At 72.7% G+C, this 24,920-nt stretch carries 21 protein-coding genes; 12 read left to right on the top strand and 9 right to left on the bottom strand.

Translation table 11 applies throughout. The features are described from left to right. Positions 1-57 precede the first annotated feature (57 nt). Positions 58-438, top strand: a complete 381-nt coding sequence (locus tag EG812_RS18710; RefSeq protein WP_126712303.1) for a hypothetical protein — start codon at positions 58-60, stop codon at positions 436-438. 77 nt (positions 439-515) lie between these two features. Here EG812_RS18710 and EG812_RS18705 read toward each other — a convergent pair whose 3' ends face one another. After that, on the bottom strand, positions 516-1,418 hold the full coding sequence (locus tag EG812_RS18705; protein ID WP_013732515.1) for a DUF72 domain-containing protein: 903 nt from the start codon (positions 1,416-1,418) through the stop codon (positions 516-518). A 130-nt stretch (positions 1,419-1,548) separates the two neighbouring features. On the opposite strand from EG812_RS18705, the gene EG812_RS18700 reads away from it, so the two are divergent. Beyond that, positions 1,549-2,595: an NAD(P)-dependent alcohol dehydrogenase gene (locus EG812_RS18700; RefSeq protein WP_013732514.1), complete on the top strand. Its 1,047-nt coding sequence runs from the start codon at positions 1,549-1,551 to the stop codon at positions 2,593-2,595. A 32-nt stretch (positions 2,596-2,627) separates the two neighbouring features. Next, positions 2,628-3,143: a 2'-5' RNA ligase family protein gene (locus EG812_RS18695; RefSeq protein WP_013732513.1), complete on the top strand. Its 516-nt coding sequence runs from the start codon at positions 2,628-2,630 to the stop codon at positions 3,141-3,143. 140 nt (positions 3,144-3,283) lie between these two features. Here the strand turns inward: EG812_RS18695 and EG812_RS18690 are convergent, their stop codons facing one another. Genes EG812_RS18690 through EG812_RS18675 form a run of 4 tightly spaced genes read right to left on the bottom strand, consistent with a single transcriptional unit; the run spans position 3,284 to position 8,241 of the window. Then, positions 3,284-4,249, bottom strand: a complete 966-nt coding sequence (locus EG812_RS18690) for a siderophore-interacting protein (RefSeq protein ID WP_126712359.1) — start codon at positions 4,247-4,249, stop codon at positions 3,284-3,286. A 33-nt stretch (positions 4,250-4,282) separates the two neighbouring features. Then, positions 4,283-6,391: an iron ABC transporter permease gene (locus EG812_RS18685; RefSeq protein ID WP_233579544.1), complete on the bottom strand. Its 2,109-nt coding sequence runs from the start codon at positions 6,389-6,391 to the stop codon at positions 4,283-4,285. Next, positions 6,388-7,374 (bottom strand): ABC transporter substrate-binding protein, encoded by a 987-nt coding sequence (locus tag EG812_RS18680; RefSeq protein ID WP_013732510.1) that lies wholly within the window; start codon positions 7,372-7,374, stop codon positions 6,388-6,390. Before EG812_RS18680 ends, EG812_RS18685 begins: the two co-directional genes overlap by 4 nt. 33 nt (positions 7,375-7,407) lie before the next feature. Continuing rightward, entirely contained in the window at positions 7,408-8,241 is an 834-nt protein-coding gene (locus EG812_RS18675; protein WP_126712302.1) for an ABC transporter ATP-binding protein, read from the bottom strand. Between the two features lie 292 nt (positions 8,242-8,533). Here EG812_RS18675 and EG812_RS18670 point away from each other — a divergent pair, with 292 nt between their 5' ends. The 4 genes from EG812_RS18670 (at position 8,534) to EG812_RS18655 (ending at position 14,302) form a co-directional block, all read left to right on the top strand. After that, complete coding sequence (locus tag EG812_RS18670) at positions 8,534-10,219, top strand: hypothetical protein (RefSeq protein ID WP_126712301.1); 1,686 nt, start codon at positions 8,534-8,536, stop codon at positions 10,217-10,219. Positions 10,220-10,353: 134 nt separating this feature from the next. Further along, positions 10,354-13,122, top strand: a complete 2,769-nt coding sequence (locus tag EG812_RS18665; protein ID WP_126712300.1) for an AAA family ATPase — start codon at positions 10,354-10,356, stop codon at positions 13,120-13,122. A gap of 112 nt (positions 13,123-13,234) precedes the next feature. Then, the gene (locus EG812_RS18660; RefSeq protein ID WP_126712299.1) at positions 13,235-13,747 is read left to right on the top strand and encodes a hypothetical protein; all 513 of its coding nucleotides are present in this window, start codon (positions 13,235-13,237) and stop codon (positions 13,745-13,747) included. 21 nt (positions 13,748-13,768) lie between these two features. Then, on the top strand, positions 13,769-14,302 hold the full coding sequence (locus tag EG812_RS18655) for a DUF3558 family protein (RefSeq protein WP_013732505.1): 534 nt from the start codon (positions 13,769-13,771) through the stop codon (positions 14,300-14,302). A 15-nt stretch (positions 14,303-14,317) separates the two neighbouring features. On the opposite strand, the gene EG812_RS18650 is transcribed toward EG812_RS18655, so the two are convergent. Beyond that, on the bottom strand, positions 14,318-15,514 hold the full coding sequence (locus tag EG812_RS18650) for an FUSC family protein (RefSeq protein WP_126712298.1): 1,197 nt from the start codon (positions 15,512-15,514) through the stop codon (positions 14,318-14,320). Positions 15,515-15,759: 245 nt separating this feature from the next. Between EG812_RS18650 and EG812_RS18645 the strand changes: the two genes are divergently transcribed. From EG812_RS18645 to EG812_RS18630, 4 genes are all read left to right on the top strand, one after another. After that, a complete protein-coding gene (locus EG812_RS18645; RefSeq protein WP_126712297.1) occupies positions 15,760-17,859 on the top strand; it encodes a cellulase family glycosylhydrolase in 2,100 nt (699 codons plus the stop codon). A 94-nt stretch (positions 17,860-17,953) separates the two neighbouring features. After that, positions 17,954-18,334 carry a YccF domain-containing protein gene (locus tag EG812_RS18640; RefSeq protein ID WP_013732502.1) on the top strand — a complete coding sequence of 127 codons (381 nt, stop codon included), beginning with the start codon at positions 17,954-17,956 and terminating at the stop codon, positions 18,332-18,334. 95 nt (positions 18,335-18,429) lie between these two features. Further along, on the top strand, positions 18,430-19,167 hold the full coding sequence (locus EG812_RS18635) for a polysaccharide deacetylase family protein (RefSeq protein WP_126712357.1): 738 nt from the start codon (positions 18,430-18,432) through the stop codon (positions 19,165-19,167). Between the two features lie 68 nt (positions 19,168-19,235). Then, entirely contained in the window at positions 19,236-20,363 is a 1,128-nt protein-coding gene (locus EG812_RS18630; protein WP_013732500.1) for a UDP-N-acetylglucosamine--LPS N-acetylglucosamine transferase, read from the top strand. A gap of 143 nt (positions 20,364-20,506) precedes the next feature. Here the strand turns inward: EG812_RS18630 and EG812_RS18625 are convergent, their stop codons facing one another. Further along, positions 20,507-22,852: a flippase-like domain-containing protein gene (locus tag EG812_RS18625; RefSeq protein ID WP_013732498.1), complete on the bottom strand. Its 2,346-nt coding sequence runs from the start codon at positions 22,850-22,852 to the stop codon at positions 20,507-20,509. Between the two features lie 126 nt (positions 22,853-22,978). On the opposite strand from EG812_RS18625, the gene EG812_RS18620 reads away from it, so the two are divergent. Then, positions 22,979-23,584, top strand: coding sequence for a DedA family protein (locus EG812_RS18620; RefSeq protein ID WP_126712296.1), 606 nt, complete (start codon positions 22,979-22,981; stop codon positions 23,582-23,584). 25 nt (positions 23,585-23,609) lie between these two features. Here the strand turns inward: EG812_RS18620 and EG812_RS18615 are convergent, their stop codons facing one another. Next, positions 23,610-24,230: a vitamin K epoxide reductase family protein gene (locus tag EG812_RS18615; RefSeq protein ID WP_126712295.1), complete on the bottom strand. Its 621-nt coding sequence runs from the start codon at positions 24,228-24,230 to the stop codon at positions 23,610-23,612. Further along, positions 24,227-24,883, bottom strand: coding sequence for a DsbA family protein (locus EG812_RS18610; protein WP_043720167.1), 657 nt, complete (start codon positions 24,881-24,883; stop codon positions 24,227-24,229). Before EG812_RS18610 ends, EG812_RS18615 begins: the two co-directional genes overlap by 4 nt. Between the last annotated feature and the right edge of the window lie 37 nt (positions 24,884-24,920).

Below are 24,920 nucleotides of genomic sequence, written 5' to 3'. Positions count from 1 at the left end.
CCGACAGCAGCATCCGACCGCCGGCCGGCAAAACCGGCCCCGATCAGCGAGGTGGCCATGACGGACAGGAACAGGCAGGACCGGGGCCCCGAGGGCGTCGAGCCCTGGGGGACCACGGACGGCTTCGACGCCGACCCGCCGTGGGGTGTCGGCGAGGACTCACCGATGGACGAGGGCAGTGAGCCGACCGCCGTGGCGGAGGGTCGGCGTGGTGAGCGGCGGGCGGGTGAGACCCCTCGGGAGCATCCGCCCGCCGGCCGGCACGGATTCGGGTCGGTGGAGCCGACCCGGACGCCGGCGGCCGGTCCGGGCGCGCCGCCGGATCCGGCGCCGCCGCGCCGCTCGTTCCCGGAGGAGGTGGCCGGGGAGGATCTGCCGGACAACGCGCTGGAGGAGGCGACCGGCATGCGGCCGGAAGGGATCTCCCGGCGCAGCTGAGCGCGGCCTCGGGGACGGGCTGAGCGCGGCCTCGGGACGAGCCCGCGGGGCTGAAGACGGCCTCGGGGGCGGCCCGCTCAGCGGCGCGCCGACCGTCCGGCGGGTACCCGCCGGGCGGCGAGCAGCTCGGTGAGCCGTTCGGCGTCGCGCTGGGCCTGCCCGGCACAGCAGTTGTTGAACAGCACGTGCAGCTCGTCGGCCTGCTCGGCGAGCTCGGTCAGCAGGTCCGACCAGATGCGCAGTTCCCGGTCGCCGTAGGCGTACCGGAAGCGCTCTTCCTTGTCTCCGCTGTCCCAGGCGGTGCTGTGCCCGTGCATCCGCACCATCGCCAGCTCGGCGGTGGCGTGCAGGATCGGTGGCACCGACTCGCGGTGGCCCTGCGGCATGTCCACGCAGCAGAACGTGAGCCCGCGGTCGCGGAGGAAGGCCAGCGTCTCCAGCGCCGCCCGACCGTCGAACCAGGACCCGTGCCGTAGCTCGACGGCGACCCGCCACGGCCGGCAACGGTCGGCCAGTTCCGCGATCCGCCGCCGGGCCGCGTCGCCGCGGGCCAGCCACGGCGGGAACTGCAACAGCACCGCGCCGAGCCGGTCGGCCGCCGCGATCGGGTCCAGCGCCGCACGGAACCGCCGCCACAACTCGTCGTACGCCGTCGGCGGCAGGTCACGCCGACGGATCTGAGCCGGCCCGCCGACCGGGCGCAGGTCGGCGGGGAGGGTGGCTACCGGGGTCGGGTGGCCGGTGAAGAGGCGGTACGCCTTGACATTGAAGGTGAAGTCGTCTCCGGTGGCGTCCACCCAGCCCTGGGTCGTCTCCGGTGCGGGCACGGCGTAGTACGACGTGTCCACCTCGACCAGAGCGAACCGGCCCGCGTAGTAGCTCAGCCGGCCGGCCGGGGTGTTCGCCTCGCGCGGATACCAGCCGGAACGCAACAGCGTCCGGTCGGCCCACGAGGACGTGCCCACCTTGATGACAGTCATGTAATTAAGTGCACCGCCACCCACCGGGATCGGCAACCGCTGGCGGCGTCGGCCTCTGACACCGGGAGGTTTGGGCCGGCGTCCACCGGGGAGCCCACTGGTTGGCGACAGCGGACGACAGGAGGCAAGGATGCGTGCGCTACGGCTGCCTGCATGGAAGAGCGACCCGGAACTGGTCGAGGTCGACGAGCCGACACCCGGCCCGGGTGAGGTGGTGGTGAAGATCGGCGGCGCCGGCGCATGCCACTCCGACCTGCACCTGATGCACGACTTCGAAGCCGGTTCCCTGCCCTGGAATCCGCCGTTCACGCTCGGTCACGAAAACGCCGGCTGGGTGCACGCCCTCGGCGCCGGTGTGACCGGACTGGAGATCGGCCAACCGGTCGCCGTCTACGGCCCCTGGGGCTGCGGCGTCTGCGCCCGTTGCCGGGTCGGCGCCGAGAACTACTGCGAGAACCCGGCCGCCGCACCCATCCCCGGTGGCGGCGGCGGTCTCGGCCTGGACGGCGGGATGGCCGAGTACGAGCTGGTGCCGGCCGCCCGGCTGGTGGTGCCGCTGCCCGAGGGGCTGGACCCGGTGCTCGCGGCGCCGCTGACCGACGCGGGTCTGACCCCGTACCACGCGATCCGCCGCTCCTGGGCGAAGCTGCCGCCCGGCAGCACGGCCGTGGTGATCGGTGTGGGTGGGCTCGGTCATATCGGGGTGCAGATCCTCAAGGCCACCACCGCTACCCGGATCATCGCCGTGGACACCCGCGACGAGGCGTTGCAACTGGCCGAGGAGTGCGGCGCCGACCAGACGCTGCGCTCGGGTGAGCGGACCGTCGAGGAGATCCGCTCGGCCACCGGCGGGCGGGGCGCGGACGTCGTGCTGGACTTCGTCGGCGCGGACGCCACCATGAAGATGGGCGCTGCCGCCGCGCGTACCGTGGGTGACCTGACCATCGTCGGCATCGGCGGCGGGTCGCTGCCGGTGAGCTTCTTCTCCGTGCCGTACGAGGTCAGCATCCAGACCACCTACTGGGGCAGCCGACCGGAGCTGATCGAGGTGCTGGACCTGGGCGCACGTGGGCTGCTTCGGCCGAAGACCACCACGTTCTCCCTGGACGACGCGATGAGCGCGTACCGGAAGATGCAGGACGGCACCCTCGAAGGCCGCGCCGTGATCGTGCCCTGACCGCCGGTTCCCGCGCCCTCTAGGATGATCATGTGGTCGCCGCGCTGGAGCTCTACCTGGACCCGGTCGCCACCCGCCGGATCCGGGTGCTCTGGGACGCCCTGGAGGCCGAGGGGGTGCAGAGCCTGCGGTCGCTGTTGGAGCAACGGCACCGCCCGCACGTCTCGCTCGCGGTCGCGCCCCGGTTCGACCCCGAGCAGGTGGCGGCGGCGTTGGCCGGTTTCACGGTGGCCGCACCGCTGCGACTGTCGTTCCAGCACGCCGGGCAGTTCGTCGGCCGGGTGCTCTGGCTGGGCCCGGCCCCCACGGCGGAACTGCTGGCACACCACCGACGGGTCTACGACCGACTCGCCGCCGCCGGCATCACCCTGCACGAGCACTACCACCCGGGCCGCTGGATCCCGCACTGCACCCTGTCGATGCGCGTGCCGAACACCCTGATGGCCGCCGCCATCCGCCGCTGCCTGGAAGTCCTCCCCCTGGAGGCCACCATCACCTCAGCCGCCCTGACCGACCACGCCCACAACATCTCCCACCCCCTCCCCTAACCCCACCCACACCCCTCTTTCCTCCCCGTCGATCTTGCACTTCTGGTCGCGCATCTGCCCTACTTAGGACCGATTCGCGGGGACACAAAGTGCAAGATCGACGGGGGAGGAAGGGGCGCGTGGGGAGGGAGGGGTGGGAGTTAGGAGGTGGGGTCGGGGCGGCCTTGGCGCCAGTAGCCCATGAAGGCGACGGCGCGGCGGTCGAGGGCGCAGTCGGAGACCAGGTGGCGGCGCAGGGTCCGGATGACGGCCGCCTCCCCGGCCAGCCAGGCGTAGAGCGGGGCCGACGGCGGTACGTCGGGGACCTCCCAGAGGATCGTGGTGTCCACGTCCACGTCGTCGACCGGCGCACCGTCGGCCATCCCGTCACCGGTCACGGGCACGTGCGGCTGTGGGGTGGGCTGCTGGTGTTGGCCACCGCCTGACGCGGCGAGCAGGTCCCGGGCCGCGTCGGCGACGGCGCCGATCAGGCGGTCACCGTACTGACCGCCGTTGCGGGGCAGCCAGGTGACCTCGACACCGGGGGGCGCGACCAGCGGCAGCACGTCCGCCGGATCGGGAACCTCCAGCAGCACCCGGCCGCAGGCGTCCAGCGGCAGCCGCTCGCAGATGCCGCTGATCGCCGGGACCGCCGTCTCGTCCCCGGCCAGCAGCAGGCACCCGGTCGACGGCGGCCGGAACTCCCGTCCACCGTGGTCGCCCTCGTAGCCGGCGTCCGGGCCGGCGATGGCGATCTCGTCGCCGGGGCGGACCTGCTGGGCCCACCGGCTCGCCGGGCCACCGTCGCCGTGCAGCACCAGGTCGACGTCGAGTTCGTGCAGGTGCGGCCGGACCGCTCGGGCGGTGTAGGTGCGGATCGGGTTGCGCCGGTGCTCCGGCAGCGCCCGCCACTGCGCGTACCAGTCGGGGCCCTGCGGCAGGTAGACCGCCCGCTGCCCGGGCAGCGGCAGGGCCAGCTTGATCCGCTGGTCGTAGCCGTTGTCGGCGAAGCGGTCCAGGTCCGGGCCGGTGAAGGTGACCCGGACGAAGGAGGGGCTGAGCCGGCGTACCGCGCGGATCTCGACGGAGAACAACCGCCACGGTGCGACGGGCAGGGTGTTGGTCATGCTGCCTTCCAGGGTGCGGGCCACGCGGACCGGTTACCGGGACTGAGGGGCTGAGGCACGCGAGCGCCACAGCAGCCAGACGAAGTACGGGGTGCCGATCAGGGCGGTGACCAGACCGGCGGGGATCTGCGCCGGGGCGATCACGGTGCGCCCGAGGGTGTCGGCGACGCTGACCAGGGCCGCGCCCAGCAGTGCGGCGACCGGAAGCACCCGGGCGTGCCGGCCGCCGACCAGCGCGCGGGCGGCGTGCGGGGCGACCAGACCGACGAACCCGATCACGCCGACGGCGGAGACCGCGGTGGAGGTGAGCAGCGCTGCCGCGCCGAGCGCGACCAGTCGGGTGCGTTCCAGCCGGACTCCGAGCACCCGGGGGGTGTCGTCGTCCAACGCCATCAGGTCCAGCTCGCGGCGGGCGGCGAGCACGGCCGGGGTGAGGACCAGCAGCGCGATCGCCACCGGCAGCACCTGGGTGGCGGTGCGTCCGTAGGTGGAGCCGGACATCCAGGTCAACGCCTTGCCGGTGTTCCACGGGTCGTGGGCGACGATCAGGAAGGTGATCAGTGCCATGCCGCCCTGCCACGCCCCGAACCCGATCAGCACCAGCCGGTCGGAGCTGAGCCCGCCTCGCCAGGCCACGCCGTAGACCAGGGCGAAGGCGAGCATCGCGCCGAGCCCGGCCACCCCGGAGACGGCCCAGACGCTGGCCAGCGGCACGAAGGTGATCAGCGACACCGCGCCCAGTCCGGCACCGGCGGTGATGCCGAGGATGCCGGGTTCGGCAAGGGGGTTGCGGCAGACCGCCTGCACGGTGGTGCCGGCCACCGCGAGCGCCGCGCCGGCCAGCAGCGCGGCGGCGACGCGTGGCCACCGCTGGTCCAGCACGAAGGTGTACGCCGGACCGGTGTTGCCGTTGACCCAGTTGACCAGGTCACCGAGGAGCACCCAGGTGTCCCCGGCCAGCATGCCGACCACCACCGCGACGCCGGCGACCGTGGCCACCACGATGACGACGGTGCGGTGGAAGCCGGCCGAGCGGACGGCGGCGTGACCGCCCGGCGGTCGGCGGGTGGGGCCGGCGTCGCGGTGCCGTCGGGCCAGCCAGATCAGGATGGCCGCGCCGAGCAGGGTGGTTACCACGCCGGTGGGAATGTCGACACCGGCCTGGGCACCCATCGCGGCCCGAAGCAGCACGTCGGAGCCGAGCACGATGATCATTCCGGCGATGCCGGAGAGCGGCAGCAGCACCCGATGGCGGTGTACGCCGGGCACCAGTGGCCCGAGCAGCCGGACGATCACCGGCGCGCAGAGGCCGACGAATCCGACCGGCCCGGTGAGGGTGACCGCCGCGGCGGAGAGCAGAACGGCCAGCACCGTGACGATCAGCCGGGTACGCCGCACGTCGAGACCGAGCACGGTGGCGGTGTCGTCGCCGAGGGCGAGGATGTCGAGGCGGTGGCCGAGCAGCATCAGTGCCACGATGGCCAGGCCGATGACCGGGGCGAGCTGGGTGAGCGCGTTCAGGTCGCTCTGCACCAGCGAGCCGTTGCCCCAGGCGAACAGGCCGATGGTGGCCTGTTCGAAGAGCAGGAGCAGCAGCATGGTCACCGAGCTGAGCGCCAGTGCGGTGGCCGAGCCGGCGAGGATCAGCCGGGTGGTGCCGGCCTGCCCGCCGGAGGACATCGCCATCACCAGTCCCGCCGCCGCGAGACCGCCACAGAAGGCGAGCCCGCCGGCGGGCAACGCGGGCAACGCGATGCCGAACGCGGCGAACGAGACGATGGCCAGGTGGGCACCGGCGTTGACGGCGAGGGTGTCCGGCGAGGCGAGCGGGTTGCGGGCGATGGACTGCAGGGCCGCACCGGCGAAGCCGAGCGCGACGCCGATGGCCAGCCCGGCGAGCAACCGGGGCATCCGAGAGGCGACGAGCACCCGTACGGTTTCGTCGTCGCCGCCGGTGAGCAGCCGCAGCAGGTCGAGCGCGCCCACGGCGGAGGTGCCCTGGGTGAGGTGCACGACGGCGACCACGAGCGCCAGCGCGGTGGCTGCGATGAAGGCCCCGACGACGCGGGTACCGGACAGGCGTCCGGCCGGAGCCGGCCCGAGGGCCGGCTCCGAACGCGGAGGCGCGGACAGCTCGGTCACACCGCGTAGGTGTTGACGAACTGGTCGATGTACTGCTTGGCGGAGAGCGGCCCGCCGAAGGTCCAGATGCCGTCCGGCATCCGGTGCAGGTTGCCCTGCTTGACGAAGGGCAGCGACTTCCAGATCGCGTTGTCGGCGAGACCGTCGGCGAAGACGTCGGTGCCGTCCGAGGCGTTGTAGAAGAAGTGCAGGTCCGGGCTCTTGAGTGCGGTCAGGCCCTCGACGTCGGTCTGCCCCAGGCCCCACACCTCGTCGACCTTGCCGTTCCAGGCGTTGGTGAGGCCGAGCTGGATGCCGAGCTGGGAGACGAACGCGCCCTGGCCGAACATCCGGATGCTGACGGTGCTGCCTTCCTTCCAGCCGTCGGCGATGGCGAACGGCTTGCCGGCGGCACCGGCGTCGGCGATCTTCTTCTTGCCGTCGGCCAGGGCGGCGTCGAAGTCGGCGAGCAGCTTCTCCGCCTCGGCGGTCTTGCCGACCGCTTTGGCGATCATGTTGAGGTCGGCGCGCATCCGGCCCACGTTGTCGGTGGCGTCACTGCTCTTGGTCACCAGCACCGGTACGTACTTCTCGAGCTGGTCCAGCAGGGTGGCGCCGCGACCGTCGGAGACGACCACCAGGTCGGGGGCGAGCGCGACGATCGAGTCGACGCTGGGTTCGCCGCGGGTGCCGACGTCCTTGACGGCGGGGTCGAGCTTGGCGGCGGTGACCCAGGTGGCGTAGCCCTTGGGGTCGGCGACACCGACCGGCATGACGCCGAGGCTGACCAGCATCTCGACCTCACCCCACTCCAGGCCGACGACCTTGGTGGCGGGGCTGTCGAGCTTGATCTCCTTGCCACGGCTGTCGGTCACGGTGACCGGTCCACCGGCGGCGGAGGCGGAGGGTGCGGGCTCGGCGGTGTTCTCGGTGGTGCCGCAGGCGGCCAGCAGCAGGGCGGTGGCGGCAGCAGCGACCAGGGCGGTGACACGGGTACGGAACATGGTGTTCTTTCTCGTTGCAGGACCGGTCCGGGTTCAGACCGGGATTCGGGTCAGGTGACGTCCCACGGGGCGGGTGGTCACCAGACCGGTGAGGGGATCGGTGGCGACCTCGATGCGGATGCCGTACGTCTCGGTCAGGTCGGTCTCGGTGAAGACCTGCGCCGGGGTGCCGGTGGCACGGATCCGGCCGTTGTGCAGCAGGACCACCTCGTCGGCCACCGCGGCGGCCTGGTTGAGGTCGTGCAGCACCACGCCGACCGCGACGCCGTGCTCGTCGGCCAGGTCGCGCATCAGGTCGAGGATCTCGACCTGGTAGCGCAGGTCGAGGAAGGTGGTGGGTTCGTCGAGCAGCAGCACCGCGGTGTCCTGGGCAAGGCAGGTGGCCAGCCAGACCCGCTGGAGTTCGCCGCCGGAGAGTTCGTCGACGGGCCGGTCGGCCATCGCGGCCACCCCGGTGACCGCCATCGCGCGGGCGATCGCGGTCGGGCCCTCGGCGTCGTCGGTGCGCCAGCGGCCCCGGTAGGGGTGGCGGCCGTAGCCGACCACGTCGCGGACGGTGACGCCGTTGGGCACCGGTCGACTCTGGGCGAGCAGGGTGACCCGGCGGGCGAACTCCTTGGCCGGCAGGCTGGCCGCGGCGATGCCGTCGGCGCAGAGCACCGTGCCGGTGTCGATCGGGTGCAGCCGGGCCAGCGCGCGCAGCAGGGTGGACTTGCCGCTACCGTTCGGGCCGACGAGGGCGGTCACCTTACCGGCACGGAGCCCTATCGAGGCACCGTGAACCACTGCCGTACCGTGGTATCCCAGGCAGAGGTCGACGCCGCGTAGGCGCTGGTCAGCGTCGCTCGACGCCAGTCCGCTCGACATGCGATTAGGTTAGCCTAACCTAATCGGGTGTCAAGACGCGGGCCTCCTTCACGTTCCGCGGTACCCCGCCCTGGTCGGTATCCCTCGATGCCACCGACCGACTCCGACCGCCTTCGGTCGCCGGCCGGACACACTCGGCAACCTTCGCTGGGCACACCTGCGAAACCGGCACCCGGGGAACGCGAAAACGTACCGGGGTGGGACGACAGATCGACACGAGCGGCGGTAGCGTTGCGCGTCATCGCCGCCGGGTCGCCGGTGCGCCGACCCGCGATCGTACGGAGGATGAGGCATGTCCATCGGCGAGGAGCCGTACGCCATCCGCGACGACCTGGCCTCGCGGCCGACCTTCGAGGTGACCCTGCGCGGTTACGAGAGAAAGCAGGTCGACCGCTATGTGGAGCAGTTGGACGGTCAACTCAGCACGGTCTCGGCCGAGCGGGACCGTGCCCTCGGGCGGGCTCGGGAGCTGACCGCCAAACTTCAGGCGGCCCAGGCCGAGGTCGCCGACCTGCGACAGCGTCCGGCGCAATTGGACAAGGCGACCTTCCAGGATGTGGGCCCGATGGTCGGCCAGATCCTGGACCTCGCGGAGAAGCAGGCCGCGGCGATCATCGACACGCACACCCAGCGGGCCAACAAGCTCCAGGCGGAGGCGGAGAAGACCCTCGCCAACGCCCGGGAACGCACCGTCAAGGCGCTGGCCGATCTCGAAGAGGAACTCGCCGCCCGCCGCGCCGAGCACGACAAGAAGTACGAGGAACTCCGCGCGGCAGCCGACGCCGAGCTGGCGGAGAGCCGGGAGCGGGCCGACAAGCTGCGCGCCGACGGTGAAGCCGCACACGAGCGGGCCCAGCAGGAGGCCCACCGCATCGGGGAACAGTGCCGCCAGCAGGTGGAGCAGGCCCGCGCGGCGGCGGAGGCGTTGACCACCTCCGCGCGTACCCAGATCCACCAGGAGATCCAGGCGGCCCGGTCGAAGAGCCAGCAGGAGCTGGCCCAGCGGCGGACGGCCGTCGAGGAGGAGCTGGCCGAGCGGCGCGCCGCGGCCGAGGAGGATCTGGCCGAGCAGCGCGCGGCCGTCGAGCGCGAGCTGGCCGCCCAACGCAGCGCCGCCGAGCAGCGGGTCAGCTCGATGATCGCGGACGCCCAGCAGTACTCCGCGGAGATCCGCAAGCGCGCCGACGAGCAGGCCGCCGAGGTCCGCAGGCACAGCGACGAGCAGGCCGCAGCCGCCGAGGAGCAACTGCACGCCGTGCAGCTGGAGATCGGCGAGCAGCAGGACGCGTTGGCCGGGGTACGGGAGGAACTGGACACCGCCCGCCGGCAGCTCGACGAGACGCAGCAGGGCAGGGAGACCACCGAGGCCGAGCTGACCCGGCTGCGGCAACAGCTGGAGGAGACCGTCCGGGACCTCGCCGCGGAAAGCCAGCGACTGGACGAGGTACGCCGGGCAGTCGAGGCCGCCGAACGGCACGCCAAGGAGACCCGGGCACGGGTGCAGCGGGAGGCCAAGCGGGTCGCCGACCTCGCCGCCGCAGCAGTGATGGCCGCCGCGGCCGGCGGTGGCGAGACCGCCGAGTATCCGGTGGTCGGTGCCCGCGCCGGGCAACGCCCGCCGACGCCGGCAGCGGAGGCCGAGCCGATCGTGCGCGACGCCACGCCCGAGCGCGGTGCCCACGAGGCGAACGCGGGTGACGGTGGTGCCGGAGCCGACGGCCAGCCGACGACGAGCCCGACTGCCGACGCCCGCCCGACGCCACCGAGCCTGGAAGCACCCGGCGGCGAACCGACCGTCGAGGGCGAACCGGCGGGACAGACGCACCTCGGACCGACCGTCGCGATGCCGAACGCCGCGCTGGCGCGGGCCGAGGCGGCGCTCGCCGGCGGTCCGGCGGGCATCAACTGGTTCGCCGGGCAGCCCGAGGGGCAGGAGGACGACGCGGCCGATCGCGCGCCGCAGCCGTCGACACACTGATCACGAGCCCGGCCCCGTGCGCCACTGTGGAGCGTGGGGCCGGGCATCTCTCGCGTCTGACACCGCTGAACGTGCTCGGCGCGTCAGGCGTCCGCACGATGGTCACCGGCGGTGCACGGTGCCAGAATCGCCCCATGCGGCGTGCGCTCGTCGGCCGGGACGAGATATTCGACCAGGCCTGGCGCTCGCTGGGCGAGCCTGGGCAGGTGCTGCTGGAAGGGCCCGCCGGCATCGGCAAGACCGCGCTGTTGCGGGCGCTGACCGCCGAGGCGGCCCGGTCGGGCTGGCTCGTGCTCTCCTGCGCGCCGACCGAATGCGAAGCCGAACTCCCCTTCGCCGCCCTCGCCGACCTGCTCCGCCCGCTTGCCGACCTGGCGGCGGAGCTGCCGCGCCCGCAGCGCATCGCCGCCGAGACGGTCCTGGTCACCGGCGACAGCGACGAGACGATCGACGAACGCGTGATCGGGGCGGCCACCCGGTCGCTGCTGGAGGCGGCGCTCGCCTCGGGCCGGCCGGTGCTGCTGGCCGTGGACGACGCGCCCTGGCTCGACCGGCCGAGCGAACGCGCCCTGCGGTTCGCTCTGCGCCGGGTCGGCCCGGGACCGGCCGCCCTGGTCAGCAGTCGCAGCGCGAGCGGCCCGGCGGTGCCGGCGGCCCCGCTCGGGCTCGACGCGGGTTCCGGCCGGCTGACCCGGCTGGCAGTGACGCCGCTGGGCGTGAACGCGCTGCACCATGTCCTGCGCGAGCGGGTCGGTGCCGATCTCGACCGCCCGCTGCTGGCCCGCATCGCCCGGGAAGCCGGCGGCAATCCGCTTGTCGCCATCGAGGTGGCCCGCGCGGTGCAGCGGCTGCCGAAGCCACCGGAGCCGGCACAGGAGCTGCCCGTCGCCTCGTCCATGCATCAGCTGCTCGCCGACGTGCTCGCCGAACTGCCGGCCCGGTGTCGCGACGCTGTCCGGCTCGCGGCACTGCTCACCGTCCCCCTGCTGCGGGACCTCGCGGCGGCGGGCGTGGGGCCGCGCGCCTTCGACGGTGCCGAGGAGGCCGGACTGCTGGCGGTGACACCGGCCCGGGTGGAGTTCACCCATCCGGTGTACGCGGCGGCGGTGCGGGCCGGCATCCCGCCCGGTGTCCGCCGAGGGCTGCACCGCAGGCTGGCCGGGGTGGTCGCCGACCCCGACGAACGGGTACGCCAGCTGGCCGCCTGCACCACCACCGCCGATCCGGTGGTGGCCGATGCCCTCGCCGCCGCCGCCGCGAGGCAACACGCCCGAGGTGCGCCGGACGCGGCGGCGAACCTCTACGAGGCAGCCGCGCGGCTCACCCCGGCCGACGACCGCCCCACCCTCGGGCAGCGGCTGTTGGCGGCGGCCCGGTGCCGGTTCGACTGTGGCGACCATCCGGGTGCCCGGACGGCCGCCGAGGAGGTGGCCGCCAGCTTCACCGGTCACGTCCGCGCCGAGGCGCTGCTGCTGCGCGCCGTGGTCGCGTGGAGCGCCGACGAGCCGGGCGGCACCGCGCTGGCGGCCGCCGGTCGGGCGCTGGCCGCCACGCAGCCCGATTCCCTGCTCGCCGGTCGGATCCACGCCCACCTGGCCCTCTTCGTCGACCTGCCGGACCCGGCCCGTACCCACGCGGAGTCGGCCATCGCTCTGCTCAGCGGCCCGGGTGGGGACCGGGAACTGCTGGCCGCGGCGCTGCTGCACCTGTTCAACAGCGAGGTACGCGCCGGTGCGCCACCCCGCACCGAACTGCTCGACCGGGCACTGGCCATGGAAGGGCCGGAACCGTCCTGGCTGGCGGGCACCATTCCGGCGGTCTGGTGGAAGGGCATCGACGATCCCGACCGGGCCCGGGAGCGGCTGACCCGGCTGCTGGACCGGGCGGCGGCGCGCGGCGACGAACCCTCCCAGTACGAGCTGCTCAAGCATCTCGGTGAGACCGAACTGCTCGCCGGGCGTTGGTCGATGGCCGAGCGGCACATCGCGGCGGCCCGTGACCTCGGTGAGCTGCTGGGCACCGAGTTGACCGCGGAGACCTGGCTGACCGGGCTGCTCGACGCCCTGCGGGGGCGGCTCGACGCGGCGGCGCGGGTGGCGCAGGCGGGCGTACGCCTGGGCGAGGAACTCGACGACGACTGGTGCCGCCGGATCCACCTGCAACTCGGCGCGTTCGTCGCGCTCTGCGCCGGCCGGGCCGCCGACGCGGCGGCCGGTTACGGTCGGCTGGCCGCCTTGGTGGACCGGATGGGGCTGACCGAGCCGTTGGCGCAGCGCTTCGAGCCGGACTGGATCGAAGCGTGCGTGGCCGCCGGTGATCTCGCCACCGCCCGCGTCGCCCTGCACCGGCTGACCGAACGGCACCGCCGCCTGCCACGGCCGTGGACGCTGCTGGGCCTGGCCCGCAGTCGGGCCCTGCTGGACAGCGCCGAGGGCCGGGACCCGTCGGCCGCCCTCGACGATCTCGCCGCCGCCCGCGCGGCGGTGGCGCCGCACGTGCTGCCCCTGGACCGGGCCCGCTGTCTGCTGGTCGCCGGAGTGGTGCACCGGCGGCTGCGCCGTAAACGGCCGGCCCGGGAGGCGCTCACGGCGGCAGCGGCCGAATTCGACGCCCTGGACGCGGCGGCGTTCGCCGCGCGGGCCCGGGCGGAGGCGGCCCGGCTGGGCGGCCGGCCTCCGGCACCGTCGGCGTTGACCGCCACCGAGGAGCGGGTGGCGCGGCTCGCCGCGCTCGGACGGACCAGCCGCGCCATCGCCGACGAACTGTTCGTCAGCCCCAAGACGGTGGAGACGAACCTGTCCCGCGTGTACCGCAAGCTGGGCATCTCCCGACGGGCCGAACTCAACGCGGCACTGGCCCGGATCAGCGCCGACGTGGTGCCGACCGGCGGCCACAAAGGCTAGGGAAACACCGGATTCCTTCCCCGGGCGACGGCCGTACCGTCGAGTGCACCCCGACTGCCGCAGGCGCTGGTGCGCAGCGTCTGCGCCCGGGCGGAAGAGGGGGAACTGACCGGTGCGACGACTGATTCTGCCTGTGCTGCTCGCGACGGCCCTGGCACTGACCGGCTGCGGCGGCAGCGAACCGGCGGCACGGGGCGCCGGTCCGGACGCCGGGTCGGACGCCGATCTCGATCTGCCCGTCGACGGTGCCGACGCGGTCCGGCCGGCCTGCCCCTTCACCGCCGAGCAGGTCACCGGGATCGTCGGCCAGCAACTCGACGACAAGGGCAACTGCAGCTTCGGCGACGGCATCGCCCTGCTCACCGTGACCACCGCGTCGCGGGTCGCCGGTGAGATGACCTACGACTACCAGCGCCAGCAGGCCGACCAGACCTACCAGTCGGTGACCGACCTCGGCGTCGGCGACAAGGGCTACCTGGCGGTCAAGGACATCGAGGCGGAAGCGGTGGTGATCAACGGTGCGGGCAGCTTCACCGTGACGCTGAGCAGCTTCCAGCGTCTCGGCGCCCAACCCGACGGATATGCCCAGGCGATGCGCAAACTTGCCGACGCCCTGCCGAACTGAAGCCCCGACGAAGGAGACACCGTGCGGCACCTGACCTGCGTCGCCCGACTCGCCGTGGCGGCCACCGTTCTCACCGTCCTGGCCGGCTGCGGCGGTACGGAGCCCGCGGCGGCACCGCCGGCACCGGCGCAGCCGTCGGAAGCCGCGGCACCGACCGAGGCCACCGAGGCACCCGAGCCCTCTGCCGCGGCGCCGGTCGACGCCTGCGCGCTGGTCTCGAAGGAGGATGCCGAGAAGCTGGCCGGTACGCCGCTGGAAGACCCGCTGCCGAGCGGGGAGACCTGCTGGTTCACCGGGCCCGTCTCCGGGCCGGTGGCACAGGTCGAGGTGCACGTCGGCGACGGGGCGAAGAAGATCCTGGACATCGACCGCGACCTGAAGCACGAGTTCGAGACGCTGTCCGGCATCGGGGACGAGGCGTACCTGGAGGAGGGGATGGTCTTCGTCAACGTCTCCGGGGTCTGGGTGGCCATCCGACTGGTCCGCACCGACGACATGGCCAAGTACGACGAGCGGCTGACCGAGTTGGCGCGAACGGTCGCCGGCCGACTCTGATCCGCCCCGCTTCGGTCACGTCGGGTCGGGCTGCCCGGTGGTTTCGTACCGCGCGTCGAAGCGTTTCCGGATCACGTCGCTGGCCTCCTGTTCGTCGCAGCCGAGGCTGCGCAGCAGGTCGGTGGCGACGGTTCGGATCTGCGCCACCACCACGCTGCCGGAGAAGCCGACCCCCTCGGCGTACGCCTCGGCGGCCCGGTCCACCGCCTTGAGGATCAACTGTTCGGACCGGTCGGTGGGGCGCCCGCTCTCCGCCGCGACCTGGAGCAGCGCGAGGGCGTCACCGAAGTAGTGCACGGCGGCGGCCAGCCCGGATGGCACGGGCTCGTCGTCCCGGATCGCGGTGGCCGCCCGGCGCAGCATCTCCTGGCCGCCCCGGATGGCCAGGGCGAGATAGCGGGTGCCGCGTTCGTAGTGCTCGAACTCTTTACGCCGGTGCCACCGCGCCGGTGATATCGCCACCGCCTCCCCGGCCCCGGAGACCGCGTCCTTGAGCAGCTTCAGTTGGGGGTCCAGCCCGCTCAGCGCGTCCCGGGCCTGGGTCACAGCCGGGCAATCGCTGCGGGAGATGCCGTGCGCGGCGTCGTGCAGGTGCTCGATCAGGGCCGCGAAGAGCGGACGCGCCGCCCGCTGGATGATCCGTACCGGGTTGACCGGTAGGACGGCGACCACCACCACGGCGGTCACTCCGCCGATCACGGCGTCGACGATGCGGGGCACCTCCAGTCCGCGCTGCACCGGCGCCAGCGTGGCGATCAGCACGGCGGTGCCGCCGGCCTGGGTGACCACCTGTCCGCCCCGGCTCAGGCTCAACGCGAGCAGGATGGCCAGGGTGACCACGGTGCCGGTCTGCCAGGGGCCGGTGCCGATCACCGCGATCAGGGCGTCGCCGACCAGCAGCCCGGCCAGCACGCCGAGCAGCAGTTCGACGGTACGCCGGGTGCGTCGGCCGATGGCGGCGGCGATGGTGCCGACAGCGGCGGTGGGGGCGAAGACCGGTGACGGGTGGTGCAGCAGGTTGTGCGCCACCCACCAGGCGAGCGCGGCGGCCACCCCCGCCTGCACGGCGAGGATCGCGTACAACTCCAGGGTCCGTCGCCGCTCCCGCCAGTCGACCCGGACGCTGAGTGCGGCAACCGTGCCCGCGATCCGGTCCCTCGCCGAGCCGGCGGCGCCACGCGCCCAGCTCCCGTTCCGCTCGCCCGCCGCCACGCGGCCGACTACCCCGGCGGGCCACGCTCATTCACACCGACTGTTCCCGAACAGATCGCACGTTCAGGCGGCACGGACCGAATTGTGAAGTACGGTGCCACCTGCACAGAAGCCCCGTACATCGCGTTGCGTCGATTGACAAAGTTCATGATCCCAACTTATTGTGCGAGCCGGCCGGATGTTGCCGGCGATCCGGTGACACGCGGCCAGCCACCCGTCGACACCATCACCACACGAGGAGCGTCATGGCCGGGCTGCGCGGCACACTACGAAGGACACGATGGCGACTGGGCGTGGTCGGCGCCGGGGTCGCCGCCCTGCTGGCCGGGGTCGGACTGGTCAGCGCGGGCGCCGCCCACGCGGCGGCCGGCTGCCGGGTGGTCTACTCCGCGCCGAGCCAGTGGCCGGGCGGTTTCACCGCGAACGTCGATCTGACCAACCTCGGCGACCCGCTCAACGGTTGGCGGCTGACCTGGACCTTCCCCTCCGGTCAGCGGGTGACGCAGGCGTGGAACGCCACCGTCACCTCCGCCGGCAACGACGTCACCGCCACAAACGTCAGCTACAACGCGGCGCTCGGCACCAACCAGTCGGTGTCGTTCGGCTTCAACGGCTCCTGGTCGGGCAGCAACACGGCCCCCACCTCGTTCGCCCTCAACGGGGTCACCTGCACCGGCAACGTCGGCCCGACCACCCCTCCCCCGACCACGCCACCGCCGACCACCCCACCCCCGACGACCCCGCCGCCGACCGGTGACGCGATGGCCTACGTGGCCGCGATGCAGCCCGGCTGGAACCTCGGCAACACCTTCGACTCCGTCGGCGCCGACGAGACCGCGTGGGGCAACCCGCGGGTCACCGAGGCCCAGTTGGACGCCATCCGGGCGCAGGGGTTCAACAGCATCCGGATCCCGGTCACCTGGAGCAACCGCCACGGGCCCGCGCCGTCCTACACCATCGACGCGGCCTGGCTGAACCGGGTCAAGGAGGTCGTCGGATGGGCCCTGGACGACGGCTTCTACGTGATGATCAACCTGCATCACGACTCGTGGCAGTGGATCCACGAGATGCCGACCAACCGGACGACGGTGCTCAACCGCTACAACGCGCTCTGGACCCAGATCGCCGCGGCGTTCCGGGACGCCTCACCGAAGCTGCACTTCGAGAGCGTCAACGAGCCGCAGTTCGCCAACAGCTCCGGTGACGCCCAGAACGCGCAACTGCTGCACGAGCTGAACGTCAACTTCCACCGGATCGTGCGCGCCTCCGGCGGCAACAACGCCACCCGGATGCTGGTCCTGCCGACCCTGCACACCTCCTCCGAGCAGGCCCGGATCAACGAGCTGACCACGACGATCAACCAACTCAACGACCGCAACCTGATCGCCACCGTGCACTTCTACGGCTACTGGCCGTTCAGCGTGAACGTCGCCGGCGGCACCCGCTTCGACGCCACCACCCAGCAGGACCTCGTCGACGCCTTCGATCGGGTCCACAACGCCTTCGTCACCCGGGGCATCCCGGTGGTCATCGGCGAGTACGGCCTGCTCGGCTTCGACCGGCACACCGGCACCATCCAGCAGGGCGAGAAGCTGAAGTTCTTCGAGTACTTCGGCTACTACGCCCGGCACCGACAGCTGACCACCCAGCTCTGGGACAACGGCCAGCACTTCAACCGGACCACCTTCGTCTGGCGGGACGCGGAGCTGATCAACCAGATCAAGTCGAGCTGGACGACCCGCTCCGGCACCGCCTCGTCCGACCAGGTGTACGTGCCGCGTACCGGCGCGATCACCGCCAAGACGCTGACCCTCAACCTCAACGGCACCACCTTCTCCGGTCTGCGCCAGGGCAGCACCGAACTGGTCCGGGGCACCGACTACACCGTCTCCGGCAATCAGCTGACGCTGACCGCCAGCGCCGTGACCCGACTGGTCGGCAACCGGGCGTACGGCGTCAACGCCACCCTCCAGGCGCGCTTCTCGGCCGGCGTACCGTGGCGGATCGACGTGATCAGCTACGACCCGCCGGTGCTGTCCAACGCCACCGGCACGACCGCCTCCTTCGCCATTCCGACCCAGTTCCGCGGCGACCAGCTCGCCACGATGGAGGCGCGGTACGCCGACGGCAGCAACGCCGGACCGCACGACTGGACGTCGTTCAAGGAGTTCGACGTCACCTTCTCCCCCGACTACACCGGCAACCGGATCACCCTCACCGACACCTTCTTCGGCGAGGTACGCGACGGCAGCCCGGTCACCCTCACCTTCCACTTCTGGAGCGGTGCCCAGGTGACCTACCGCGTCACGAAGTCCGGCGGCAGCGTCACCGGCCAGACCGGCTGACCCGCCGCGCGCCACCGGCCTCCCCCGGCCGCCCCCTGCGGGGTGCCCGGCCCTCCCCCGGGGGCCGGTGGCGCGCACCGGTCATGATTGGTTCATGATCCGATTCGTACTGAACGTGCTCTGGCTCATCTTCGGCGGCGGGCTCGTGCTGGCGGTCGGCTACGGCATCGCCGCTCTGATCTGCTTCGTCCTCGTCGTCACCATCCCCTTCGGGGTGGCCTCGCTGCGGCTGGCGTCGTACTCGCTGTGGCCCTTCGGCCGCACCCTGGTCCCCAAGCCCGGTGTCGGTGTCGCCTCCGGCGTCGCCAACGTCATCTGGGTCGTGCTCGCCGGGTGGTGGCTCGCCCTGTCCCACATCGTCGCCGGCGTCAGCCTCTGCCTCACCGTCATCGGCATCCCGTTCGGCGTGGCCAACTTCAAGCTCGTCCCGGCCGCGATCTGGCCGCTGGGCCAGGAGGTCGTCCCCGCGCCGTAGGCCGGACCGACACAGCCGCCGCGCCGAGCCGGTGCCGCGATCGGCGGCCCGCACGGCCGACCGCTGGGTATAAAGAGGGTGTGCCGTCTCTCCGGATGCTCGCCGGCACGACGGCCGCCGGGTTCGCGCTGCACGCTGTACCGGCGCTGACGTCCGTGGCGCCGGTACGTCGTCGGCTGCTGCCCGAACTGAGTGGGATCGGCCGGCCCGGGCACGTGGCGCTGACCTTCGACGACGGGCCGGACCGTCGGTCCACGCCCCGCTTTCTGCACCGGCTCGACCGGGCGGGCGTACGCGCGACCTTCTTCCTGCTCGGCAGCCTGCTCGACCGCGATCCCGGACTCGGCCGGGAGATGACCGCGCAGGGCCACGAGGTGGCGGTGCACGGCTGGGAGCACCACAACCTGCTGTGCCGCACCCCGTCGGCGACGTACGCCGACATCGCCCGCGCCCGGGACCGCATCGCCGAACTGACCGGCCAGCCGCCACGCTGGTACCGCCCGCCCTACGGGGTGCTCACCACGGCGGCCCTGCTGGCCTGCGCCCGACTGGGTCTGCAACCACGGCTGTGGACGGCCTGGGGCCGGGACTGGCGGGCGGATGCCACCGCCGGCTCGATCTGCCACGACGTCCTGCGAACGCTGCGTCCCGGCGGCACCATCCTGCTGCACGACTCGGACCACGTCGCGGCTGCCGGATCGTGGCACGCAACGTTGACGGCGCTCCCCGCCCTGATCGACTGGGCCACGCAACGGAACCTGACGCTCGGCACACTCAGCGACCACCAGCCCGTCGGTGCTCGGCCGGTGACAGCGCCGCCCGGCCGGGCGTGACCTGCGCAACGACGGGTATCCGCGCCTGCGTGACGGAGTGCAGGCGCCAGACACAGCGGGCAGGTCCGGTGGTCGACGACTGGACGGAAGTGACGCTGGGTCGCACCGGCGGCGCTTCGAACGCGCCCGACGGCCGGATCGTGGTGGTCTCGGCGGACATCGGGGCCGGCCACGACGCCGCCGCCGCCGAACTGGAACGCCGGTTGACCGATCAGGGCCGGCAGGTTGACCGGCTGAACTTCCTGTCCCTGCTGCCCGGACCGCTCGACGTCACGGTGCGCGAAAGCTACCGGGGCATGTTGCGCTGGCTGCCCTGGTGCTACGACGCGCTGTTCAGCGCGACCGGCCGCTCGCCGGCATCGGTGCAGCTGTTGCGGGCCGCCTTGCGTCCGGTGTTCCGCCGCATGCTGGCCCGCCTGCCGCCGGACACCCGGGCCGTGGTGACGACCTTTCCCTTCGCCAACCAGATCCTCGGGCCGATGCGGGTCGCCGGGCTGGTCAACGCGCCGCTGGTGACCTACGTGACCGACTTCGCGGTGCACCCGACCTGGATCGCGCCGGGCGTGGACCTGTACTGCGTCGTGCACGAACTCTCCCGTCAGCAGGCCATCGCCGGCGGCAGCGCCCCGGTCCGGGTGGTCCGCCCGCTGGTCAACGCCCGGTTCGCCGCTTCTGCCCAGCTGAGCACCCAGGCCGCACGGCGACAGTTCGGGCTGCCCGAACAGGGTCGCCTCGCATTGATCGTCGCGGGCTCCTGGGGCATGGGTGACGTGGCCCGGACCGCGACGGAGGTGCTGGCCACCGGCTGCGTCGAGCCGGTCGTGGTGTGCGGACGTAACCAGCGGTTGTACCGCCGGCTGCGGCGGTTCCCCGGGCACGTGCTGGGCTGGGTCGACGACATGCCCACCCTGATGCGGGCGGCGGACGTCGTGGTGGAGAACGCCGGCGGGCTCACCTGCCAGGAGGCCCTCGCCTCGGGCCGCCCCACGATCACCTACCGGCCCATCGCCGGGCACGGCCGGGCCAACGCAGACCTGCTCAGCCGCTCGGCCCTGACCAGTTACATCGACTCCGCGCAGCGACTGCGACCGGCCCTGACCGAGCTGCTGGCCGCAGCCGAGGGCGGCGACCCAGGTGCCGACGCGCGCATCGACATGGCCGGCGTCGTGGCCGACGTACTGACGCCGATGAGGTGAGGATGGCCGGGCTGACGCGCAGCCGACGCCGGGACCTGCTGCGCGGCGGCGCTCTGGTCACGTTCGGGGCCGGACTCGGGGTGGTCGGCTTCGCCGAGGCGGCGGACGTGGCCGACCGGAGACTGCCGATCCGGGGCCGCGCCTCAGACCAGCCGTTGCCGGGCCAGGATCCGCAGCGCCACGTAGCCGAGCGGGGCGGGCAGCCAGAACGTCGCGAGCCGGTAGAGCAGCACGCCGGCGACGGCGGTGTCGACGGGTACCCCGTAGAGCAGCAGCCCGGAGACCAGGGCCGCCTCGGTGGCGCCCAGGCCGCCGGGCGTGGGTGCGGCCGAGGCCACCCCCTCCCCGACGACGCACACCAGGATCACCGGTGCCAGCAACGCGAGATCGATCGGCTCACCGACGGCGAGCAACCCGAAGTAGAGGCTGAACCCGTACGCGAGGGTGAGCGCCAGGGCCGCGCCGATCAGCCGGGTCAGCCGATGCCGGCGGGGCAGCGCGCGCAGGGCGGCGATGCTCTCCCGCAGCACCGCACGGCCACGACGGCGCAGCTGAGGTACCGCCAGCACCGCCGCGACGGCGAGCAGCACCAGCAGCACACCGAGCAGCACGGGCAGCGCCCTGGCCGTGACGGCCTGCTCGGCGGCGCGGGTGGGTCGGCGGGCGAAAGGCAACAGCACCGGCAACAGCAGCGCCACCGACACCACGCCGGCCACCCGTGAGACGACCACGGCGGTCGCCGACTCGGCGGCACGCAATCCCTTCTGGTGCAGATAGCGCAGGCTCAGCGCGGCGCCGCCGACGCTGCCGGGCGCGAGCCGGTTGGCGAACGACGCGGCCACCTGCACCGCGGTGGCCTCACCGAGCGGCACCCGGTTGTTCGACGCCAGCCGCAGTACGACGGCGCTGAGCAGGTAGGTCGCGGCCGAGCCGAGCAGGGTGGCGGCCAGGGCCAGCGGATGTGCGTGCAGCATCAGGCGCAGCGCGGCGCGTACCTCGCCGAGCTGCGGCAGCAGCAGGTGTACGAGCAGGCCGAGCGCGATCAGCAACAGGACGCCCCGGGGCGTGATCCGGACGACCCGGGCCAGCCGTTGTTCCCGCTGCGGGCAGCGGCGCATGATCTGGCCGCGTAGCTGCTCCAGCAGGTCAGGGGTATGTCGCAGCAGGTCACGGCTGGCCCGGGAGAGCACTGCCGGTTGCAGGTACGGCAGGCTTCCCGCGATGTCGTCGACACCGAGTTCGGCAATCGCCACGTCGACCGCCGTGCCCGGATCCACCCGGCCGGCGAGGGCGACCAGCAGCTCGACGATGTCCCGGGCCCGCTGGTCAGCGGCGGCGTCGTCGACGCCGAACCCGAAATCGACCAGGTACGCGCCGTCGCGGTCGACCAGGATGTTGGCCGCCCGCAGGTCACGATGGGCGATCCCGCCCCGGTGCAGCAGCGCCACCTGCCGGCACACGTCGGCGATCGACGCCGTCGGCAGCGGTCCGTACGTGGCGTCCAGCGGTGCCGCGTCGATGAACTCCTGCACCAGCACGGCCTCCCCACCGGGCAGGGTGGCGGTGGTGACGACCGACGGAACCCGTACGCCCGCCCGTTCGGCCAGCAGCGTCAGGCAGGTCTCGTGCTCGCTCTGCTGCTTCGCGCTGAGGTACGGCGGCTCGTCGGCGACGTGCCGGTAACGCAACCGCCGGTACAGCTTGTAGGCCCAGTCGGCGTCCCGCTGCTGCCCACCGGTGACCTTGACGAACAACCGCCGCCCGTCGCCGGTGACCACCAACCACGGCCACGAGCCGCGGGCGTCGCCGCTCAGCGGCGCGAGCCGGACCACGTCGAAGCCACGGTGTCGCAGTGCCTCGCGCAGCACGCCGGTGGACCGCTGCGGACCGACCTCCCCGACGACCAGCCGGGTCAGACAGACCGCGAGCCAGCCGACGAGCAGCCCGCCGATGGCGTCCACCGGCAGATGGGCGCCGACATGCACGCGCGCCACGGCGACCACCGCAACCGCCGGCCAGAGCAGGCGCCGCCAGCGGGTGCCGCCGGCCCGCGCCGCGACCAGTGCCAGGGCGGTGGCGACCGCGACATGCCCGGAGGGATAGCCCAGCGAGCCGGTGACCCGATCGTGCAGCACGGCGTCGGCCAGCAGCGCTCCGGGCCGCTGCCGGGCCACCGCGACCTTGTTGACCACCGCCAGCCAGTACGCCAGGTTCCCGGCCAGCAGCAGGTCACGGGCGACCGCGAAGCGCCGCAGCACGGCGGCGAGCGCAGCCGTGCCGAACACCGTGAGGTACGAGCCGAGCTGCATGACCACGATCAGCACCGGCGTCACCCCCGCCGGCAGACGGTTGAGCAGGGTGAACACGTCCCGTTCCCAGGCCGCCACCGGGTGCTGGCGGACCAGCAGGCCCAGCCCGACCAGCAGGACGGTCGAGACTGCCAGGCTGACCAGCAGAGCCGGCGACGGACGATGCGTCCGGGATAGCACAGTCCTCGTCCCTGGGGCGTTCGTTGACCTGCTCTCGATTCGTACGCTACGGGCTGACCCACCGCCGGTTGGCGGTTTCCCGGTTCGCCCGCCCGCCGGGCCGTCGTGAAGCGCCAGAATCAGCAGATGGAACGGGTACTGGCTGCGATCGCCGCACTGCCGCCGTTGGTCGTGCTGGCTCTGGTGTTCCTGCTGCCCGCGCTGGAGTCCTCGACGCTGCTGGGGCTGCTCATACCCGGTGAGACCGTCGTACTTGTCGGCGGCGTGGTGGCTCACCTCAGTGGGCTGCCGCTGTGGGCGGTGATCGTTGCCGCGGCCGTCGGGGCCTGCCTCGGCGACCAGGTCGGCTACCTGCTGGGTCGCCGGTACGGGCCCGGGGTGCTGGCCCGCGCGCCGGCCGTGCTCCGTCGTCGCCTCGACCTGGACCGGGCCCGACGCCTGGTCGCCGCGCGAGGAGCGATGGCGGTGGTGATCGGCCGGTGGGTGGCCGTGCTGCGGGTCCTGGTGCCGCTGGCGTCCGGTGCCAGCGGCATGCGGCGCAGCACGTTCGGCTGGGCCAACGTCACCGGCGGGCTGCTCTGGGCGGTGGCGGTGGCGACGCTCGGCTACCTCGGCTCGGCCTCCTACCGCTATCTGGAGCGGGAACTGGGCATCGGCACGTACACGCTGCTCGCCGTGATCGTGGTGCTCGCTCTGCTGGCGTTCTGGCGGCACCGCCGGCGGGCGCACTGACCGCCGACCGTCGGGGCGGGCGGGCTCACCAGAGGGTGGACCAGTAGTCCCAGAAGCGGACCAGGATGGCCAGCATGATCAGCACGTACCAGGCGACCAGGATGAGGCTGTGATAGCCGGTGAGACCGGAGAGCCGGGCCAGCGGCGACGTCGGCGCGACCGCGCCGAGGTTACGCAGGCTGGTGTAAAGGAAGATCGCGATGGTGACGACCCAGACCACCATGCAGTACGGACACAGCGCCGAGATCACGTAGAGGCTCTGGTAGATGAGCCAGTGCACGAAGACCACGCCGAAGGTGGCCCCCGCCTGCAGGCCCAACCAGCACCAGCCGGGCAGCCGCACCCGGGCCAGCAGCAGGACGCCGAGCGTGGTGACCACGGCGAAGCCGGCGATGCCGAGCAGCGGGTTGGGGATGCCGAAGGCGGCGGCCTGCGGCGTGGTCATCACCGAGCCGCAGGACAGGATCGGGTTGATGCTGCAGGTGGGCACGTAGTCGGCGTCGGCCAACAGGTTGATCTTCTCGACGGTCAGGGTGCCCGCGGCGAGCAGTCCGATGCCGCCGCCGACGGCCAGGACCCAGGCGGTGACCCGGGCGACGAATCCGGCCTGCGGCGTCTCGGGACGGCGGGCGACGGTGGCGGTCACTGGGCGAGCGCGGCGTCGATGGCGGCGACCATGTCCGACTGGGTACGGACCTCGGTCAACTGCCGGCCGTTGAGGAAGAACGTCGGGGTGCCCCGTACCCCGGCGGTCTCGCCGTCGGCCCGGTCAGCAGCCACCCGCTGGGCGGTGGCCGCGGCGTCGAGGTCGCGCCGGAAACGCTCCACGTCCAGGCCCAGGTCCCGGGCGTACCCGACGAACCTGTCGGTCTGTGGCGCGCTCTGGTGTCCCCACTGCGCCTGGTTCTCGAACAGCGTGGCGTACATCTCGGGGAACCGGCCCTGCTCGGCGGCGGCCTGCGCGGCGCGGGCGGCCAGGTCGGCGTTGGGGTGGCTGGCGATCGGGAAGTAGCGCACCACGAACGTGATCCGGTCCTGGTAGGTGTCCAGGATCTCGGTGATCGACGGGTAGACCGCGCCACATGCCTCGCACTCGAAGTCGAGGAACTCCACCAGGGTGACCCTGCCGTCGGTCGCCGTGCTGAGCCGGTGGCTGTCGTCGCGGACCAGCACGGCCGGGTCGACCGGCGCGCCGCTGGCGACGGGCCGGCTGGTGTTCCGGTTCACGGCGATCACAACGATCATGGCGAGAATGACCACCAGGATCATCGCCAGGGTCAGTCGCGTATTCCTCGTCATGCCGGAGCCAGCCTTTCGGTGCGGGTGCGCCCCATGC

The organism is Verrucosispora sp. FIM060022 (genome assembly GCF_003977705.1).
GTDB classification, from domain to species: Bacteria; Actinomycetota; Actinomycetes; order Mycobacteriales; family Micromonosporaceae; genus Micromonospora; species Micromonospora gifhornensis.
The sequence above is the reverse complement of the archived record's forward strand: the minus strand, read 5'-3'. Positions and strand labels throughout refer to the sequence as shown.